Annotated in this window: 17 protein-coding genes; 6 read left to right on the top strand and 11 right to left on the bottom strand. The window is 62.6% G+C overall.

Annotation, left to right across the window (positions count from 1 at the left end):
* Positions 1-198 precede the first annotated feature (198 nt).
* Both IB238_RS13290 and IB238_RS13295 read left to right on the top strand, forming a co-directional pair.
* The gene (locus IB238_RS13290; RefSeq protein WP_192246925.1) at positions 199-636 is read left to right on the top strand and encodes a cytochrome c; all 438 of its coding nucleotides are present in this window, start codon (positions 199-201) and stop codon (positions 634-636) included.
* Positions 637-769: 133 nt separating this feature from the next.
* The gene (locus IB238_RS13295) at positions 770-1567 is read left to right on the top strand and encodes a DUF1194 domain-containing protein (protein ID WP_192246927.1); all 798 of its coding nucleotides are present in this window, start codon (positions 770-772) and stop codon (positions 1565-1567) included.
* Positions 1568-1755: 188 nt separating this feature from the next.
* Here the strand turns inward: IB238_RS13295 and IB238_RS13300 are convergent, their stop codons facing one another.
* Positions 1756-2940 carry a Gfo/Idh/MocA family oxidoreductase gene (locus IB238_RS13300; RefSeq protein WP_192246929.1) on the bottom strand — a complete coding sequence of 395 codons (1185 nt, stop codon included), beginning with the start codon at positions 2938-2940 and terminating at the stop codon, positions 1756-1758.
* A gap of 186 nt (positions 2941-3126) precedes the next feature.
* On the opposite strand from IB238_RS13300, the gene IB238_RS13305 reads away from it, so the two are divergent.
* Positions 3127-3762, top strand: coding sequence for a CatB-related O-acetyltransferase (locus tag IB238_RS13305; protein ID WP_192246931.1), 636 nt, complete (start codon positions 3127-3129; stop codon positions 3760-3762).
* Between the two features lie 2 nt (positions 3763-3764).
* On the opposite strand, the gene IB238_RS13310 is transcribed toward IB238_RS13305, so the two are convergent.
* From IB238_RS13310 to IB238_RS13325, 4 genes are all read right to left on the bottom strand, one after another.
* Entirely contained in the window at positions 3765-4817 is a 1053-nt protein-coding gene (locus IB238_RS13310; protein WP_192246933.1) for a sugar phosphate isomerase/epimerase, read from the bottom strand.
* A gap of 231 nt (positions 4818-5048) precedes the next feature.
* A complete protein-coding gene (locus IB238_RS13315) occupies positions 5049-5999 on the bottom strand; it encodes a substrate-binding domain-containing protein (protein ID WP_192246935.1) in 951 nt (316 codons plus the stop codon).
* 114 nt (positions 6000-6113) lie between these two features.
* A complete protein-coding gene (locus IB238_RS13320; protein ID WP_192246937.1) occupies positions 6114-7124 on the bottom strand; it encodes an ABC transporter permease in 1011 nt (336 codons plus the stop codon).
* A gap of 63 nt (positions 7125-7187) precedes the next feature.
* Entirely contained in the window at positions 7188-8714 is a 1527-nt protein-coding gene (locus IB238_RS13325) for a sugar ABC transporter ATP-binding protein (protein WP_192246939.1), read from the bottom strand.
* A gap of 169 nt (positions 8715-8883) precedes the next feature.
* On the opposite strand from IB238_RS13325, the gene IB238_RS13330 reads away from it, so the two are divergent.
* Positions 8884-9915 (top strand): LacI family DNA-binding transcriptional regulator, encoded by a 1032-nt coding sequence (locus IB238_RS13330; RefSeq protein ID WP_192246941.1) that lies wholly within the window; start codon positions 8884-8886, stop codon positions 9913-9915.
* Positions 9916-9996: 81 nt separating this feature from the next.
* Here the strand turns inward: IB238_RS13330 and IB238_RS13335 are convergent, their stop codons facing one another.
* Complete coding sequence (locus tag IB238_RS13335; RefSeq protein WP_192246943.1) at positions 9997-10656, bottom strand: hypothetical protein; 660 nt, start codon at positions 10654-10656, stop codon at positions 9997-9999.
* A 159-nt stretch (positions 10657-10815) separates the two neighbouring features.
* Here IB238_RS13335 and IB238_RS13340 point away from each other — a divergent pair, with 159 nt between their 5' ends.
* The gene (locus IB238_RS13340) at positions 10816-11250 is read left to right on the top strand and encodes a DUF2721 domain-containing protein (protein ID WP_192246945.1); all 435 of its coding nucleotides are present in this window, start codon (positions 10816-10818) and stop codon (positions 11248-11250) included.
* A gap of 63 nt (positions 11251-11313) precedes the next feature.
* Here the strand turns inward: IB238_RS13340 and IB238_RS13345 are convergent, their stop codons facing one another.
* The 5 genes from IB238_RS13345 to IB238_RS13365 form a co-directional block, all read right to left on the bottom strand.
* Entirely contained in the window at positions 11314-11784 is a 471-nt protein-coding gene (locus tag IB238_RS13345; RefSeq protein ID WP_192246947.1) for a cupin domain-containing protein, read from the bottom strand.
* A gap of 119 nt (positions 11785-11903) precedes the next feature.
* Positions 11904-12284, bottom strand: coding sequence for a VOC family protein (locus tag IB238_RS13350; RefSeq protein WP_192246949.1), 381 nt, complete (start codon positions 12282-12284; stop codon positions 11904-11906).
* 350 nt (positions 12285-12634) lie between these two features.
* On the bottom strand, positions 12635-13945 hold the full coding sequence (gene xylA / locus IB238_RS13355; protein WP_192246951.1) for a xylose isomerase: 1311 nt from the start codon (positions 13943-13945) through the stop codon (positions 12635-12637).
* A 43-nt stretch (positions 13946-13988) separates the two neighbouring features.
* A complete protein-coding gene (gene xylB / locus IB238_RS13360) occupies positions 13989-15443 on the bottom strand; it encodes a xylulokinase (protein ID WP_192246953.1) in 1455 nt (484 codons plus the stop codon).
* Positions 15444-15452: 9 nt separating this feature from the next.
* A complete protein-coding gene (locus IB238_RS13365) occupies positions 15453-16517 on the bottom strand; it encodes a LacI family DNA-binding transcriptional regulator (RefSeq protein WP_192246955.1) in 1065 nt (354 codons plus the stop codon).
* A 272-nt stretch (positions 16518-16789) separates the two neighbouring features.
* Here IB238_RS13365 and IB238_RS13370 point away from each other — a divergent pair, with 272 nt between their 5' ends.
* Positions 16790-17887, top strand: coding sequence for a hypothetical protein (locus tag IB238_RS13370; protein ID WP_192246957.1), 1098 nt, complete (start codon positions 16790-16792; stop codon positions 17885-17887).
* The last annotated feature ends 21 nt before the right edge of the window (positions 17888-17908 follow it).

The raw sequence follows: 17908 nt of genomic DNA on the forward strand, positions 1-17908 counted from the left end.
GCAGTCACTACCAAAGAGCATGCCGCTGCCAATCGAGTTTGACCAGTTCCAGCCCACGGCTCCGAGGGCGTTTCCTTTGGTAATCCCGGCTGAACTACATGATGCCGACACGAAAGCGTGAATTGGAGGGTTGGATTATTTGCGTGTACTTTAGTCAGGCTTAGTCTTGCCGATTAACCGCAATGAAGAGGGTTGCTCATGAGAACGCTCATTCTTGCCATCGCCGCACTCGCGCTTACGGGCTCCGCCGCCTTCGCTGACCCAATTGCAGACCGTAAGGCTCTCATGAAGGAGCGCGGCAAACTGGCCGGCACCCTCGCTCCCATGGTCAAGGGAGAAATGCCGTTTGACGCTGCCGTTGCCATGGCCGCCCTCAACGGCCTTAACGCGAATGCACAACGTTTCGACGTGGATGTATTGTTTCCCGCTGGGAGTGAAACCGGAGACACGGCCGCCCTCCCGACAATTTGGCAAGACATGCCCGCTTTCAAAGCGGCCGCCGAGAAATTCCAAGTGGATGTGGCCGCTGCGGTCGCTGCCAATCCGCAGGATCTCGACGCATTGAAGGTTCAGTTCAATGCGGTAACCACAAATTGCGGCGCATGCCACGAGAAATTCCGAATGAAGAAACAGTAGCAGTTACAGGCATACGCGCCTGCTCAAGTCGCCCGTCGGCCGTGAACCTTCCAGGCGCGCATCCTTGCGTTGTGAGCGCGAGAAACAGGCGTAATATGGTCGCGCACCGGGCTTGTTCGGGCTTGTTATTGCGATGAACCTGCAATGCGCTCTTCTTGTTTGCTTTGGCGTGTTGGGGGGCAGCACACCCGGCCAACTTTCTCCCGTTGACGTCGATCTTGAACTGATTCTGGCCGTCGATGTCTCCTACTCAATGGAGATTGATGAACAGCGAATTCAACGCCAAGGCTATGTGAATGCCTTTCTCCAGCCCGAACTCATCCAGGCTGTCCAGAGCGGACCTCTCGGCAGAATTGCCGTGACATACGTTGAGTGGGGCGGGTCTGCGGTCCAAATCGTCCCCTGGACACTGATCGACGGCCCCAGCACCGCGCGTCAATTTTCCGAAACACTGCGCCGGCAACCGATGAGGCGGATCTCCTTCACCTCCATTTCCAACACCCTTGCATTTTCCAGAAAGCTCTTTCAGATCAACCCGGTCCAGGGAATGCGGCGCGTCATCGACATCTCGGGAGACGGACCGAACAACGCCGGCGTGCCGGCACCCGTCGCCCGCAATTCGACCGTCGCGCAAGGCATCGTGATCGATGGTCTCCCCATCATGCTGATGCGCCCCGACGCCGCTTCGATTCCGGATCTCGACACCTACTATGAGAATTGTGTGATCGGCGGAGATGGCGCCTTTCTGCTAAAAGTCTCCGACATCGGCCATTTTGAGACTGCTATCTTCCGCAAGCTCATCGTCGAGATACTGGGGTCGAACGTAAGCGACCTGAAACGGTCTCCTTGGCCGTTGAAACGCGTCGACGACCGCGCGGGCTACAATTGTTTTGTCGGCGAGGAAATGCAGGAGCGCCGGATCGGACAATAGCTTTGTCCTCCCTTCAACGTGCAGACGAGCTTCCCGATGAGCCTCGGAGGTCAGTGGTGGAGTATCCCTTTCGGCAGCAGCAAGCAAAGAACAAGGGAGCGCAGCACACGCCACGCCCCCTTGAATGTCCTAACCTTCATCCGGCCCGATCCGCCGGCTTTGCCAACGAGACAAAGAGATCGCGGCGATCACACCTTCACCCAGACCCCGTTCTTCTTCGAGGACTGCACGCAGGCATCGACGAAGACCATGCCCTTCAGGCCGTCGTCGACGGTCGGGTAGAGCACGGCCGGATCGACCTTCGTGCCCTTGCGCTTCGCATAGATCGCGCGGGCAGCTTCGGTGTAGATGTTGGCGAAGCCTTCGAGGTAGCCTTCCGGATGCCCCGAGGGAACGCGGCTCACGCGGGCGGCGGCGGCGTCCGAACCGGCACCGTTGCGGGTGATGAGGCGCTTCGGCTCGCCGAAGGGTGTGTACCACAGGTAGTTCGGATCGGCCTGCACCCATTCGAGCCCGCCCTTGGTGCCGTAGACCCGCACCTTGAGGCCGTTCTCGTGGCCGGGCGCCACCTGGCTGCACCAGAGCATACCCTTGGCACGCACGCCGTCCTTCTCCGCAAAACGCATCATCACATGGGCGTTGTCGTCGAGCTTGCGGCCGGGGACGAAGCTGTCGAGGTCGGCGGAAAGCTCCTCCAGTTCGAGGCCGGAAACGAAGCAGCCGAGATTGTAGGCATGGGTACCGATGTCGCCGGTCGAGCCGCCCGCACCCGACTTCGACGGATCAGTGCGCCAGGCCGCCTGCTTCTGGCCGGTCTGTTCGATGTTCTCCGTCAGCCAGTCCTGCGGATATTCCATCTGCACCAGACGGATCTGGCCCAGCACGCCATCCTTCACCATCTGCCGCGCCTGACGGACCATCGGGTAGCCGGTGTAGTTATGGGTGAGCACGAACAGCGCGTCGCTCTCGTCGGCAAGCCTCTTCAGCTTCTTCGCGTCGCCGAGCGTGGAGGTCAGCGGCTTGTCGCAGATCACGTGGATGCCGCGCTTCAAGAACTCCTTCGCCGCCTCGTAGTGCACGTGGTTGGGCGTGACGATGGCGACCGCCTCGATGCCGTTCTTCAGCTTGGCCTCGCGGATCGCCATCTCCTTGAAGCTGCCGTAGCAGCGGGCCGGATCGAGCCCGAGCTCGCGGCCCGAGGCGATCGATTTCTCCGCCGTAGACGACAGCGCGCCCGCCACGAGTTCATAGTGATCGTCGAGCCTTGCGGCGATGCGGTGCACCGCGCCGATGAAGGCGCCGGCCCCGCCGCCCACCATGCCGAGCCTGATCCGCCGTTCCCGCGTCTCGCTCATGCTTCCTTCGATTGCCATGCTGTTTCCTCCTTGCCTCTCCCCCTCAAGGGGTTGGATCATTTCAAACTTTGTGCCTAGATCGGGCTCCGCCCCCTGGGAGCCCTCGAATGGAAAGGGAGGCCAGGCTCCTTCGAGACGCTTCAATCATGGAGCAAAGCGCAAGCTCTGTGACCCATCTATATCGCTGCCTGAGAGAACGCCTTCATGCCATTGCTCAACCCGCTTCTTGCCCACCCGATCACGACGCCCGACGGCACCGTCATCCGGAACACCGTCTATCTCCGCAACGTCATCGATCACCCCAGGATGGAGGTCGGCGACTATTCCTATGCCAGCGACTTCACCTGCCCCGACGACTGGGCCGCAACGCTGGCGCCCTATCTTTTTCCCTTCAGTGCGGAGAAGCTGGTGATCGGCCGGTTCGTGCAGATCGCCCACGGCGTGCGCTTCATCACCAGTTCGGCGAACCATCCGATGGACGGCTACACGACTTATCCCTTCCGCGTCTTCGACCTTGCCGGGACCGGCGGCTATGCCGATCTGCCCCACAAGGACACGGTCGTCGGCCACGACGTCTGGATCGGCTACGGCGCGCTGGTTATGCCTGGCGTCACGATCGGCCCGGGCGCGATCGTCGCCGCCGGCGCGGTCGTCACGCGCGACATTGCTCCCTACACGATCGTCGGCGGCAATCCCGCGGTCCCCGTTCGCAAGCGTTTCAGCGATGATGTGATTTCCGCCCTCCTCGAACTTGCCTGGTGGGATTGGGACCCTGAGCAGATCGAGCGCAACATCGCTGCGCTCGAAACTGCCGATCTGGCCGCGCTGCGATCGGCCTGACGTCAGATTCCCAGCATGCGCCGGTTCGCCGCCTGATCCGTGCCCGCATCGGCAAAGTCGTCGAAGGCTTTCTCCGTGACACGGATGATGTGGTGCTTGACGAATTCGGCGCCCTCGCGCGCGCCGTCCTCGGGATGCTTCAGCGCGCATTCCCATTCGACCACGGCCCAGCCGGAAAAGTCGTTCGCCGCCATCTTGGAAAAGACCGCGCCGAAATCGACCTGACCGTCGCCGAGCGAGCGGAAGCGCCCGGCCCGGTTCACCCAGCCCTGGTAGCCGCCATAGACGCCCTGCCGGCCGGTCGGATTGAACTCCGCGTCCTTGACGTGGAACATCCGGATGCGGTCCTTGTAGATGTCGATGTTGTCGAGATAGTCGAGGCACTGCAGCACGTAGTGTGAGGGGTCGTAGAGCATGCACGCGCGGGCATGGTTGCCGGTGCGCTCCAGAAACATCTCGTAGGTGATGCCGTCGTGCAGGTCTTCGCCCGGGTGAATCTCGTAGCAGACGTCAACGCCGCAGTCCTCGGCATGGTCGAGGATCGGCTTCCAGCGGCGGGCAAGCTCGTCAAAGGCGGTCTCGACGAGACCGGCGGGGCGCTGCGGCCACGGATAGACGAAGGGCCAGGCGAGCGCGCCGGAGAACGTCGCGTGCGCACCGATGCCGAGGTTCTTTGACGCCGTCAGTGCCATCTTCACTTGATTGACGGCCCATTCCTGTCGCGCCTTCGGATTGCCGCGCACCTCGGGGGCGGCAAAGCCGTCAAAGGCTTCGTCATAGGCCGGATGCACGGCGACGAGTTGGCCCTGTAGATGTGTGGAAAGCTCGGTGACCTCGACGCCGTTCTCGCGCGCCTTGCCTTTAAAATCGTCGCAGTAGGTTTTGGATTCGGCGGCCTTCTTCAGGTCGATCAGCCGGCCGTCCCAGCTTGGTACCTGAACGCCCTTGTAGCCGATGTCGGCCGCCCATTTGGTAATCGAGTCCCACGAGTTGAACGGTGCCGCGTCGCCGGCAAACTGGGCGAGAAACAGTGCCGGTCCCTTGATCGTCTTCATTGAATGCTTCCTCCCATCGCACGCGTCGCCTTACGGCCGCGTCATTATTTCAATGCCAATTCAAGTGTCGCGGGCGCGATTTCGCCCGAAGCCAGGGCATCTGCAACGTTGCAGGCGCCAAGCTATTGATGTTTTCGCCCACGGGCAATGGCCCGCTTGTGTGGAAAATTCAGGCCGAGGAATGGTTTCGCCCGGGACCTAACGGCCCGGGCGAAACGATGCTGTTTGAAATCAGAACGGCGATTCCGGGAAATAGTAGTCCTTGGCGTTGTCCTTGGTGACGAGCGTCGCGTCGATCGTGTAGACGCCGCGCACCGGCACCTGGCCGTAGAAGTTGGCGGCCGTCATTTCGAGCGCTGTGCCAACCATTGCCGGCGGATAGAGAACATCGACCGGGATCATCTTGTCGCCGTCCATGACCTTCTTGATCATGTCCTTCGAGCCGGCGCCGGCGACGACATACTGGATGTCGGTACGCTTGGCCTGCTCGATCGCCTGCAGTACGCCGACGGCCATGTCGTCGTCCTGGCACCAGACCACGTCGATCTTCGGGTACTTGGTCAGGTAGTCCTGCATGACCTTGAAGGCGTCGTCGCGGTTCCAGTTGCCGTACTGGCGGTCGAGAACCTTGACGTTCGAGCCCTCGATGCCCTTGTCGAAACCGTCCTGGCGCTGCTGATCGATCGGAATCGGCAGGCCGCGGATGACGACGACTTCGGCGTCCGGCGTCGTTGCCTTGATGTACTCGCCGGCGGTCTGACCAAGCGCCGGATTGTTGCCGGCGACATAGAGATCGCGCACCGAATTGTCATTCACCGAGGGAGCGCGGTCGACGAGCGCGACGAACGTGCCCTTGCCCTTCACTTCCTTGATGGCGTTGACGAGTGGATCGGGATCGGTCGGCAGGATGACGAGCGCGTCGATGCCCTGCGTCTCGAGGTCCTGCACCGCGTTTGCCTGGCTTGCCGGATCCGGCGAGGTCTTGACGATGACGTTCAGGCCCGGGTGCTTCTCCATCAGTTGCTTGGCGACACGCTCGGCATGGAAGACGACGCCAGCGGTCCAGCCGTGGTCGGCGGCCGGGATCGACACGCCGATCGTGACGTTCTTGTCCTGTGCGTGGCCGATGCCGCCAAAGGCAGCAACGGCTGCAACTGTCAGGCCCAGTAGTTTCTTGCGCATTAGGTTCCTCCCAAAATCAGGTCAGACTTCCATTGCCGGGAGACCTGTAAGCCCGGCGTTCCTTCCTCACAATTCCGGCAAACGTGCTTCGCGCCCTTGCCGGATTGCCTGGTCCTACGCTTTGCGCACCAGCGAGCGCTGGACGAGCATGGCAATGATGATGATCGCCCCCTGGATGGCGCCGATCAGGTATTCGCTGATGAAATTGGACAGCAGCATGATGTTGCCGACCAGTTCGAGAATGAAGGCGCCGCAGATGGTGCCCCATACACGGCCCGCGCCGCCTTTAAGCGCCGTGCCGCCGACGACGACCGCGGTGATCGCCTGCAACTCCCACAAAATACCTGTCGTGGCCGAGGTGGAGCCGAGGCGCGGCACGTAGAGCAACACGGCGACGGCGACACACAGGCCCTGGATGACGAAGGCGATGGTGCGCACGCGATTGACCGCGATACCGGAATATCGCGCGACGTCGCTGTTGGAGCCGACGGCGACGACATGCCGGCCATAGCGGGTGCGGTAGAGGATGAAGGCGGCAATCGACGTTACAGCAAGGATGACGACGATCGGCACCGGCACGCCAAGGATCGAACCGAAATAGGCGGGCCGGTACATTTCCTGCAGCTGCGGCTCCTTCAGCGTGATCGCCCCGCCCTGCGAAAGCCAGGTCGTCAGGCCGCGATAGATGCCCATCGTGCCAAGCGTGGCAATGAAGGGCTCGATCTTGCCGACGGTGGTGATCAGGCCATTGGCCAGCCCGCAGGCGGCACCGGTGACGACGGTGAAGACAATCGCGGCCGTCAGCATCAGGGCAGGGTCGGCGATCACGCCGGAGTTCATGAACAGGATCATCAGGCTGGCGACGAACGCCACCATCGCGCCGACGGAAAGGTCGAGGTCGCCCGCAGAGATGACGAAGGTCGCGCCGACCGCGATGATGGCGATGAAGGCGCTGCGGGTGGCGACATTGGCGAGGTTGTTGATGCCGATGAAGTTCGGGTTGACCAAGGCTCCGACGATCAGGAGCAGGGCCAGCGCCGCAAAGGGAGCAACGGCTCTCAGGTCCACGTCCCGCCAGCTGCGGCGGCGGATGCCGTCCTGGCTGCTTTCCTCGTTTACGCTCATGTCCAAGTCCAACCTCCCGTCCCGCACAAGCGGGGATTATCTTTTGCGGCCGATGGCGCAGCCTCAGGCCGCCGCCTTCTTCTTCAGGCCTGCGGAATAGCGCATGATCTCGTGCTCGGAGATCTCGTCGCCTTCGAGGATGCCGACGATCTGGCCTTCGCGCATCACCGCCACGCGCGTGCAGAGCCCGATGATCTCGGGCATCTCCGACGACACGACGACGATCGAGCGGCCGTCGCGCGCGAGTGCGGAGATGAAGTGATAGATCTGCTGCTTGGTGCCGACGTCGATGCCGCGTGTCGGCTCGTCGATGATGATGATCTGCGGATCGGTCTCCATGACCTTGGCAAGCAGCAGCTTCTGCTGGTTGCCGCCGGACATCCGCCGCGCCACGACATTGGGATCGCGCACCCGGATGTCGAAGCGCCGCCTGGCCTTCGCCAGGGCCGCGGTTTCGCTCGCCGGATCGAGGTAGCCAAGCCTGGTATGGCGCTCCAGCGACTGCAGCGTCAGGTTCGCCTTCATGCCGGCGTTCAGGAGAAGGCCCTTGGACTTGCGGTCCTTCGTCATGTAGGCGAGGCCATTCCTGTTCGCCGCGTGCACGTCGCCGGACTGCAGGGACTGCCCCGCAGCGAAGACGTCGCCGGAAAGGCGCGGCCGAAGGCCGACGATCGCCTCCATCAGTTCCGTCCGGCCCGACCCGATCAGGCCGGAGAAGCCGAGGATTTCGCCCTTGCGAACCTCGAAGCTCGCATTGCGGACATAACCGGTGGACACCGCATCCACCCGCAGCAGGACTTCCTCGTCCACGTCCGGCTCGGTCTTGGCCGGATAGAGGCTGGAAAGTTCGCGGCCGACCATCAGCTGCGCGATCGCCTCGCCATCGAGGATTGCCGTCGGCGAGGTCTTGATCCACTGGCCGTCCCGCAGCACGGTGACGCGGTCGGTCAGCTCCATCACCTCGTCGAGCTTGTGGGAGACGAACACGAAGCTCGTGCCCTTCTCGCGCAGCTTGCGCACCTGGCGAAACAGGAAGTTCGTCTCCTCGCGCGACAGCACCGCCGTCGGCTCGTCCATGAAGATGATGCGCGCATCCCGGCTGATCGCCTTGGCGATCTCGACCATCTGTTTTTCGGCGATCGACAGCGAGCCGATCCTCGCGTTCTCGTCGACATGCGAGCCGAGCAGATCGAGGACGCGGCGCGTCTCCGCGCGCATGAACTTGCGGTCGAGCACCCCGAATCTCGTCACCTCGCGGCCGAGAAACAGGCTCTCGGTGACCGTCAGGTGTTCTGCCAGATTGAATTCCTGATGGATGATGACGATGCCGAGCGCTTCGGCGGCACCGTTCGGCGGCAGCTTCACAGCCTGGCCGTCAAGGAGGATCTCGCCCGAGGTGGGCTGCTCGAAGCCGGAGAGGATCTTCACAAGCGTCGACTTGCCGGCGCCGTTCTCGCCCATCAGCGCATGGATCTCGCCCTGGCGCAGCTCGAAGTCGACGCTGAACAGCACCTGCACACCACTGAAGGACTTGCTGATGCGCCGTGCGGACAAGACGACAGGAGCCCCGTCGGCAGCATCCGAAATCATGAAACCCTCCCGTGCGGCTCTCCCCACCGCTTGTAGACGATGTAAACCTTTACATCGGCAAATGTAAAGGTTTACATTGCCGGTTGTCCGGATATTTTTGCGTGGCGCGGTTTGACCGCTGGACAAGTCTGTGTAGTGTCGCCCGCAAATCAGCCCGAGGCAGAACGCAGTGTCGAATTCCTCTCCCGCAACCATCGAAGACGTCGCGCGGATCGCCGAAGTGTCGATCGCGACGGTCTCGCGGGCGATCCACACTCCGGAAAAGGTGGCAAAATCGACGCGGCTGAAGGTGGACCAGGCGATTGCGATCACCGGCTACACCACCAACGCAATGGCCCGCAGCCTCAGGCTCGGCCGGTCGAACATGATCCTCGTGGTGGCGCCCGACATCGGCGACCCGAACTTTTCCAACATCCTCGTCGGCCTGGAAAACGAGGCGCGCGCGCACGGCTATGGCGTGTTGATCGGCCACACGCAGAACGAGCCGCAGCGCGGGCTGGAATACCTGAAGTTCCTCAATTCCAACCAGGCGGCCGGGCTGATCCTGTTCACCGGCATCCTGCCCTTCGGCCATCAGGCGATGACGGCGCGCCTGCCGCCCTGCGTCGGCGTGTTCGAGCCGGTCTTCAACGGCGGCATTCCCTATGTCGGCGTCGACGACGTGGAGGGTGCGCGCAAAGCGGTTGATCTTCTGATCGCCGAAGGCCACCGCAAGATCGCCTTCATCGGGGATTCGCGCACGAAGCTCGCCCACAACCGGCGCCGCGCCGGCTACGAAGCCGGCCTCGATGCGGCGGGCGTTTCCAGGCAGGGACGGATCGTGCAGGAAGGCGACGGCACGATCGAAAGCGGCCGGCTGGCGCTCGAACAGCTTTTCATGCGCGACGACCTGCCGACGGCCTTCATGTGCGTCAACGACCAGACCGCGCTCGGCGTCATGATCGGCCTGAAGGCGCGCGGCTACGACATCCCCCGCGACTTCTCCGTCACCGGCTTCGACGACATTCCGCAGGCGAGCTTCATGACGCCGTCGCTGACGACGATCCGCCAGCCGCGCACGGCGATCGGCAAGAGCGCCATGGCGCTGCTGCTGGAGATGCTGTCTGATGGCACCCCGGCCGAGACGGAAATCCTGCTCCGGCCGGACCTCGTAGTGCGCAACTCCGTCGCGGCGCCGTCAAGGCTGTGGAAGAAGCGCTGACGCTCGAACCGCCGCCACCAAACCAATCCCGCCACCATCGATTTTAAAGACAGTACTCCAACGGCTGCGCTTTGTAGCGACCTACGGAAGCACGTTCACCGCACGCGCCGCGACAATGACGAGCGTGAGAAGTGAAATGACGCTCTCAAGCATCATCAGCGCCTTGGCACGTCGGGATAACGGCAAGACGTCTGTCGGGCTGAAGGCGGTTGCGGTGTTGAACGCCAAAGCGAGATAGTCGACATACTTTGGCTGCCAATTCGGCAATGCCACCTCAGGTGACGCCATTTGCGGGAACAACCAGTCCGGCTTTTGCGTGGTGGCGAGTGCACGTTGGTAAGGTCCGCCGCGATCGATCTGCCAGTAGAGAAACGAGAACGTGAGTACATTCACCAGCCAGATCGACAGCGATGAGGATAGGAGCGAAACAGCGCGCGTCTCTGGCGGATGGATTGTAATGATGCCGATCATATCAGCGAGTTCAGCGGTGGTGTTCGCGGCATAAATTGCGGCAAACAGCAGAATCGAGTTCCGCTCCAGTCGCCTCCACACGTCGTTGCCAGGTTGCAATGCTACCGCAATCATCGGAACGAGCACCATGGCCACGGCGCCGTATGCCACCCACTCCGGTATCACGTACACATGGTGGGGTAGAGCCTCCACAATGCAAAAAACCGCCAACAGTGCGAGTGCCGACGGCCAGCGAGGCTCTACGGGAATTGAATGAGCCGGGATGGACATGAAGCCCTCGGTTCGACGCGTGTCCCTCGCCGCAGAGCGTAGCACCTGGCAATCCAGGTACCAAGAGCAGATGAGAGGCCGTTGTCGGCAATCCATTTGCGAATGCTTTGCTGCTCAAGTAGCGTTGCCGGAGATCTATTATATTTGCAGGCAATGCCGATGCCCCTCGAGCTATCGTTTAATGCCGAACAGCTTTCGACAATGATTTCGCACGCTGTCGCGCCTGCTTTCTTGCTCAACGCCGTTGCAGCTCTCGCGGCGATCTTGATTGGCCGCCTACGCGGCGTGACCGAGAGGATCAGGGAGCTGAATCAGATTTCCGATGCCGACAGCGCACGACACTGGTTGAAGTCAGATATTGTGCGCCTGCAACGTCGGGAAAAGCTGCTTAACAGCGCTCTGAGCCTGGCTATCGTTGCGGGCATTGGCATAACAGCCCTGCTTCTGATCGGCTTTCTGTTTGCGTTCATGGGTTTCCGTCACGAACCTGGTGCGGGGCTTCTTTTTATCGTTGCCCTCTGCTTCCTGTTGGCGTCGTTGTTTCGATTTCTGCAGGACGTCCGTCTTTCCCTGAGCGAACTGGATCATCATTGAGTGGGAACCGCCCATCCCGCCGTACTTCACGGCGGGACAGTTGGCCTTAAAGGCCGTGACGGGCTATTGCGACTTTTGCGGATCGTCCGCCGGGTTGACATATTTGATGCCCCATGGACCATTGGTGGTGATCTGGATGACAGTCTCCTCATCGAAATAAGCGAAATGTGCGGTTTCGGGCGACAAGGCAAAGAAACTGCCTGCCGGCAGCGCCATGGTGGCGCTCCGATCGGCGGTTTCGCCCATGCCTAGATTGGTCGTCCCGGATATGACCGTGACGACCTCATCCACTGGATGCGTGTGCGGTGGGACCGCATAACCCGAGGGCACTTTCAGCCGAAGGGCAAACAGACCTTTCTTGGTAGGATCGCCAAACAAGACCGCCGCCTGGGCCCCGGCAGGCAGGACCTTGGGGGCCGGGCCCCACTTGACGTCGTTGGGAGCGAGCATCGTGTGCGCATCCTCTGCCGAGGCAAGGGAAGCAATCCCGCAGAGGCCGATCCAGCCGACAACCAAAGTCGATGCGATTTTCATGATAACCTCCCTCCGTTGCCGGGCCATCACCTCGGCAGCACGCTGGGCAGGCCCGCGAAACGCCCAGAATACGTCCGCCAGATACCTCCAAGCAAGCATCCTCGGTGATCCGATCGACGTTATCCGCGCACCGGCTGAAACAGTTCGACGACGTTACCGGACGGGTCGATCAACAGGATTTGCGCGCCTCCGGGCCCGGTGACGATTTCATTGCGGAATTGCACCCCGGCAGTGCGCAGGCGCTCCACCTCGGCAGGCAGGTCGTCGACGATGAGATGAATGCGGTTCCAGCCGCCGGATTTGGGCCGCTCGCCATCCGGCATCGGCCGGCCCGCCGAACTCGTCGGCCCGCTCAGCAGGAGCCGCAAGGCGCCACGCTGTACGTCGGCAAAAGCGGGCGCGTGGTTTGACAGAATCTTGAAGCCGAGATGGCTGGTATACCACGCGATGGCGGCTTCCACGTCATCGACCATGTAGCGGACATTGACGGTCTCCGGCATTCACTTTCCTCCCGTTTAGGGCGGGGATCTAGCCTGACCACGCGGCCATCACGACATAGGATCGAAAAGCATCGAAACGGCAAAGGCCCGGGACAGAAGATGCCAACATTAGCACAGAAGCCGGGTCGGGCCCACGAACGAGCGGACCCTGCCCTTCCCAGCCCAACGGTCGCCGCGGGTTCCGCCAGACATTTCCCGTGCGGCCGAGGCCATCGGGGTGGCGCTCGCGCACTGGATCCCGGCTCAAGGCAGGGATGACGGAAAGTCGGACGTCGGCAGGTGCCGGTTGGTCGACAAACGAAGCCGGATGCTTTCGCTCTCCCGGCCCCATTCGATAGATCAACCGCGCATCAGACGTAGCGATTGACGACGTTCTCCAGCAGCTCCTGCTTGCCGGATTTCGGCTGCGGGTTGAGGTCGGACTTCAGCACCCAGGCCTCGATCTCCTCGAGCGAGAAGCCGCCGTCGAGCATCTTCTTCGCTTCCGGCACGCTCCAGCCGGCATAGCGCTCTTCGAGCGGCTTCGACAGCGCCTTGTCCTCGATCATCTTCGCCGCCGCCTTCAGGCCGCGGGCGCAGCAGTCCATGCCGCCGATGTGGGCGATCAGGAGGTCTTCCGGATCGATCGACTGGCGGCGCAGCTTGGCGTCGAAATTGGTGCCGCCGGTCTTGAAGCCGCCGCCGGCAAGCACCTGGTAGAAGGCCAGCGCCATCTCCGGCACGTTGTTCGGGAACTGGTCGGTGTCCCAGCCGGACTGGTAGTCGTTGCGGTTCATGTCGATCGAGCCGAAGATCCCGAGCGCGTTGGCCAGCGCCAGTTCGTGCTCGAAGGAGTGGTTCGCAAGGATCGCATGGCCCTGTTCGATATTGACCTTCACCTCGTTCTCCAGCCCGTATTTCTTCAGGAAGCCGTAGACGGTGGCGACGTCGAAATCGTACTGGTGCTTGGTCGGCTCCTGCGGCTTCGGCTCGATCAGGATCGCACCCTTGAAGCCGATCTTGTGCTTGTATTCGACGACGAGGTTGACGAAGCGGCCGAGCTGATCGAGCTCGCGCTTCATGTCGGTGTTGAGCAGCGTCTCATAGCCCTCGCGGCCGCCCCACAGCACGTAGTTCTGCCCGCCGAGGCGCTGGGTGGCGTCGATGCAGGTCTTTACGGTCGCCGCCGCGAAGGCGAAGACATCAGGATCCGGGTTGGTCGCAGCACCGCCCATGTAGCGGCGGTTGGAGAAGAGGTTCGCCGTGCCCCAGAGCAGGTTCACGCCGGTCTCGGCCTGCTTCTTCTCGAAGTAGTCGACGATCTCGTTGAGGTTCTTCGTGTTCTCGGCGAAGCTCTTGCCTTCCGGGCGCACGTCGGCGTCATGGAAGCAGTAGAACGGCACGCCGAGCAATTGGAAGAATTCGAAGGCGACGTCGGCCTTCAGCTTGGCGGCCTCCATCGAATCCTTGAACCAGGGGCGCTCGAAGGTCTGCCCGCCAAAGGGGTCGCCGCCCGGCCAGACGAAGGTGTGCCAGTAGGCGACGGCAAAACGCAGATGGTCTTCCATGCGCTTGCCGAGGACGACCTCGTCCTTGTTGTAGTGGCGGAAGGCGAGCGGATTGGTGCTCTCAGGGCCTTCGTATTTGATCTTGGGCGTATCGCCGAAAAAGCCGGTGCTCATGGGTGTCCTCCTTGGTTCCAAATTCGTTTTCACAGGCGCCTGCTCAAACCATCGCGTCGCGGATCGCCGGGTAGAGCCGGCGAAAGCGGCCGTAGGCGGCCTCGTATACCCCGGTGAGGGCCGCTTCCGGCTCGATCGTCTCGGCGGTTGCGGGCGGCGTGCAGACTGCCACCGGATTGCTTCCGGTCGCCGCGATCAGGCCGAGTCGAGCGGCGCCAAAGGCCGCGCCGAAATCGCCGTCAGCGGGCACATCGACGGGCAGCGACAGCACGGTGGCGATCGACTTCAGCCAGTAGCGCGAGCGTGAGCCGCCGCCGATCGCGGTCACCCGCGTCAGCTCCGTGCCGGCAAGGCGCAAGGCTTCCAGGCTGTCGCGGATGGCGAAGGACACGCCCTCCAGCACGGCCTGCGTCAGCACGGCACGGTCGCTCTCGTGGCCGAGGCCGGCAAACGCGCCGCGGATTGAAGCGTCGTTGTGCGGCGTGCGCTCGCCCGAGAGATAGGGCAGGAAGGTGACGCCGGAGGGGGCTTTCAGCGAGTCGCCGAGTTCGGCCGTCAGGTCTGCAGCGGATGCGCCGGTGACGCGCGCATGCCAGTTTAGCGCATCGGTGGCCGAAAGGATCACGCCCATCTGGTGCCAGGTGTTCGGCAGTGCGTGGCAGAAGGCGTGCACGGCGCTTACCGGGTTTGGCAGGTAGCTGCCGTTGGCGGCAAAGAGCACGCCCGACGTACCGAGCGAGACGAAGGCCGCGCCGTCCTTGACCGTGCCCATGCCGCAGGCCGACGCCGCATTGTCCCCTGCCCCGCCGGCCACGACGACGCCCGAACCGAGTCCCCAGCGCGCGGCGAGATCGGTGCGTAGCGTGCCGGCGCTGTCGGTGCCCTCGACGAGATCGGGCATCTGCCGTTCCTCCAGGCCAGTGGCGGCGAGAAGCTCCGGCGACCACTTTCGCGCGCCGGTGTCGAGCCATGAGGTACCGGCGGAATCGGACATCTCCGACATGTGCTCGCCGGTCAGCCATAGGCGCAGATAATCCTTCGGCAGCAGCACCCAACGAACCTTGGCGAAGATATCCGGCTCGTTGTTCTTCACCCAGGCGAGCTTCGGCGCGGTGAAGCCGGGGAAGACGATGTTGCCGGTAATAGTGCGGAAGCGTGGATCGGCGTCGAGGGCCGCCGCCTCGCGATGGCTGCGGGTATCGTTCCACAGGATGCAGGGACGCAGCACCTGGTCGTGCTTGTCAAGCAAGGTCGCGCCATGCATCTGGCCAGACAGGCCGATGCCGCGCACGGCCGCAAGCTCGGCCGGATGGGACGCCTTCAGCGCATCGATCGCCTCTTCGGTGGCACTGATCCAGTCGGCCGGGTCCTGTTCCGACCAGCCAGGATGCGGGCGCGAAACATCGAGCGCGCCGCTGGCCGAGGCGACGATCCGCTGGTCGCCATCGATCAGCATCGCCTTTACCCCCGACGTGCCGAGGTCCAAACCGAGATACATGGCGAGCTCCTACGCTTCGTCCGGCTGCAGCGGCCGGGCTTCGCCGCCTTCCGGCGGCAGATTTTCCTTGATGAAGATGTCGATGCGGATCCGCTCCTGCGCCTCGACCACCGGTAGGCCGTCAGCCTTGGCGCGCAGGATTCGGATGGCGCTGCGCACCTCGTGACCGGCATCCTGGTTGAGCACCGCATCGATGAGGCCACGCTCCAGCCCGGCGCGCGTCGGTGGCGTCAGCTCGTGGGCAATTACGCAGAGGTCGTCCCGTCCGGCGGCGGACAAGGCCTCGACAAGGCCGCTATTGCCCGCGCCGAGGCTGTAGATGCCGGCGAGGCCGGGACTGTCCTTCAGGCATTGGGCGATCAGCGCACCCGCGAGCATCGGATCGTCCTGCCCTTCCAAGACGCCAAGCACCGCCCGCCCGCCACTGGCTCCAGCCATCACAGCCCGAAACCCTTCCAGTCGCTCGCGGTGGTCGCGCACAAGCATCGAACCGGCAAGCACGGCAACCGGTCCCGGTCGGGTGCCAAGGAAGCGCGCCATCAGGCTACCGGCGGTGCGGCCGGCGGCCACGTTGTCGACGCCGCAGAAATGATCGCGCCCCGACGTCGCAAGATCGGAGACCAGAGTGACGAAGGGGATGCCCGCCGCGCCGGCTCGGCCGATGGCCGCAGCGACGTCCGGCGCATCCACCGCGACGACAGCGATGCCCACCGCGCCGTCGGCGATGGCTGCATCGATGGCGTCAATGAGTGCCGATGCGTCGAATGGCGGCACATTGACGATGGAAATGCGCGTCCGCTCGAAAGCGGAACGGCCGACAGCAGCGCGCACCTCCGCCTCCAGACCACGCATGAAGGGGTTCTCGCCCTCGGGAACGATGAAGACCAACGGATAGACGCGACTCTTGGCCAGATTGGCGGCGGCCACGTCGCGGACATAGCCGAGACTCTGGATCGCCGCTTCCACCTTCGCCCGCGTCACCGCGCGCACGCCGGGGCGGGCATTGAGAACGCGGTCCACGGTGGCCAGGCTGACGCCCGCGTTAGCCGCGATGTCGTGAACGGTCGGTCGCATGATTTCCTCCAGCGACGACCCTTAGAGATTTTTTTGATGTACGTAAATCAAAAATTGGCGGGTGGATGATCTCGGGCGGCTTCTCCGCCCGCGAAGTTCAAATTGAAGCATCGCTGAAATACTGTCGCAGTGGAAACTGTCATTCTCTCGTCGGCGAGGCAACCGAAGCGGCAACGCCAAGGCAGCGCATGCAGAAGTAGCTGACGAAGAACCTGCGTCCTTGACTTGACCCCAATTCTCCTAGCAACATCCGGCTTTGGACGGACACTGTTATGCAGGAAGTTCTCCGCAGGATCCAGGTTCGCTGGCTGCATCGACCTGGCAAGCGTCACCCGATGTGGAGACGTGTTCTCCGCGAGCAGGTTCAGTTTGCCCTAAACAAGCTGGTCTATTCTGGTATCAGTCATATTGTTCACGGCACCACGGCCGTTACCATAGACACTGGCGCAAACGGGATGCTGCGCCAAGTTCGTGTCATGAGACACGGCACAGTTGTTGGTGCACTGGAGTATTTTGCGGCGGCCGACGAGAGCGGGATGCGGCGCGGGGGGCATGCGCCCTCGTCCTACTTGCACAGGCTTGTCGCAGATAAAAGCGCTGATGAAAAGCAGAAGCTTCGCATCGTCCGGCAACTGATAGCGCAGCTTCCGGGCAACGTGATGTTCGGCCTGATAGCCGGGCCCCATGCCAAAGACATCGGCATCCTGAAGAGGGCATTCGGTGGCGCCGGTTTCCGGACATGGCCGCAGACGACATTCGGCTATTCGCCCCCCACCGACGGTGACGATCTAATCGCCTCGATGAAAGGCAGCCGCGTCAGGACCATGCTGCGTGCCGCCAAGAGGGACCTCGATGTCATCGAGATTTCGCCGGTGGAATTCGTTCGTTTTTTCGTCAACAATCTGGAAATGGCGGGGGAACGGAATTACTGCAGCCCGGCACTCGATCAGGCGCTCCTTGCCAACGCCGTCAGCCGTAATCCGCCGCAGGCCCGCCTTATTGCGGCGCGACGCAAGGCGACGGCGAAGGACCCGCATCCAAACAGCATCGAGGCGGCCGTTGCCCTCACGTGGGGTGGGGACGGGTTGGTCAAACTATTTAGAATTACCTACGATCCGCGCGGGCATCAGCATGGAACAAAACTGCTCATCTTGGAGGGCTGTGCGACGGCGGCGCGCAACGGCATGGAGCTCGACACCGACGCGGCAACCGAAGGAGGCGCGGAACTCTATCGGCGCTTCGGAAGCTTTACCGCGCATACGCGGCATGAATTCGTGCGCTATTCGATGCGCTGGTACATCCAAACATCATATCCATGGATAGCGAAACAGCTGAGGCTCTGCGCAACGCCGGCTCGGCCAGTGGTGTGAGGCCCCTTCGAACGATCCACC

It is taken from the genome of Rhizobium sp. ARZ01 (genome assembly GCF_014851675.1).
Lineage (GTDB): Bacteria > Pseudomonadota > Alphaproteobacteria > Rhizobiales > Rhizobiaceae > Mycoplana.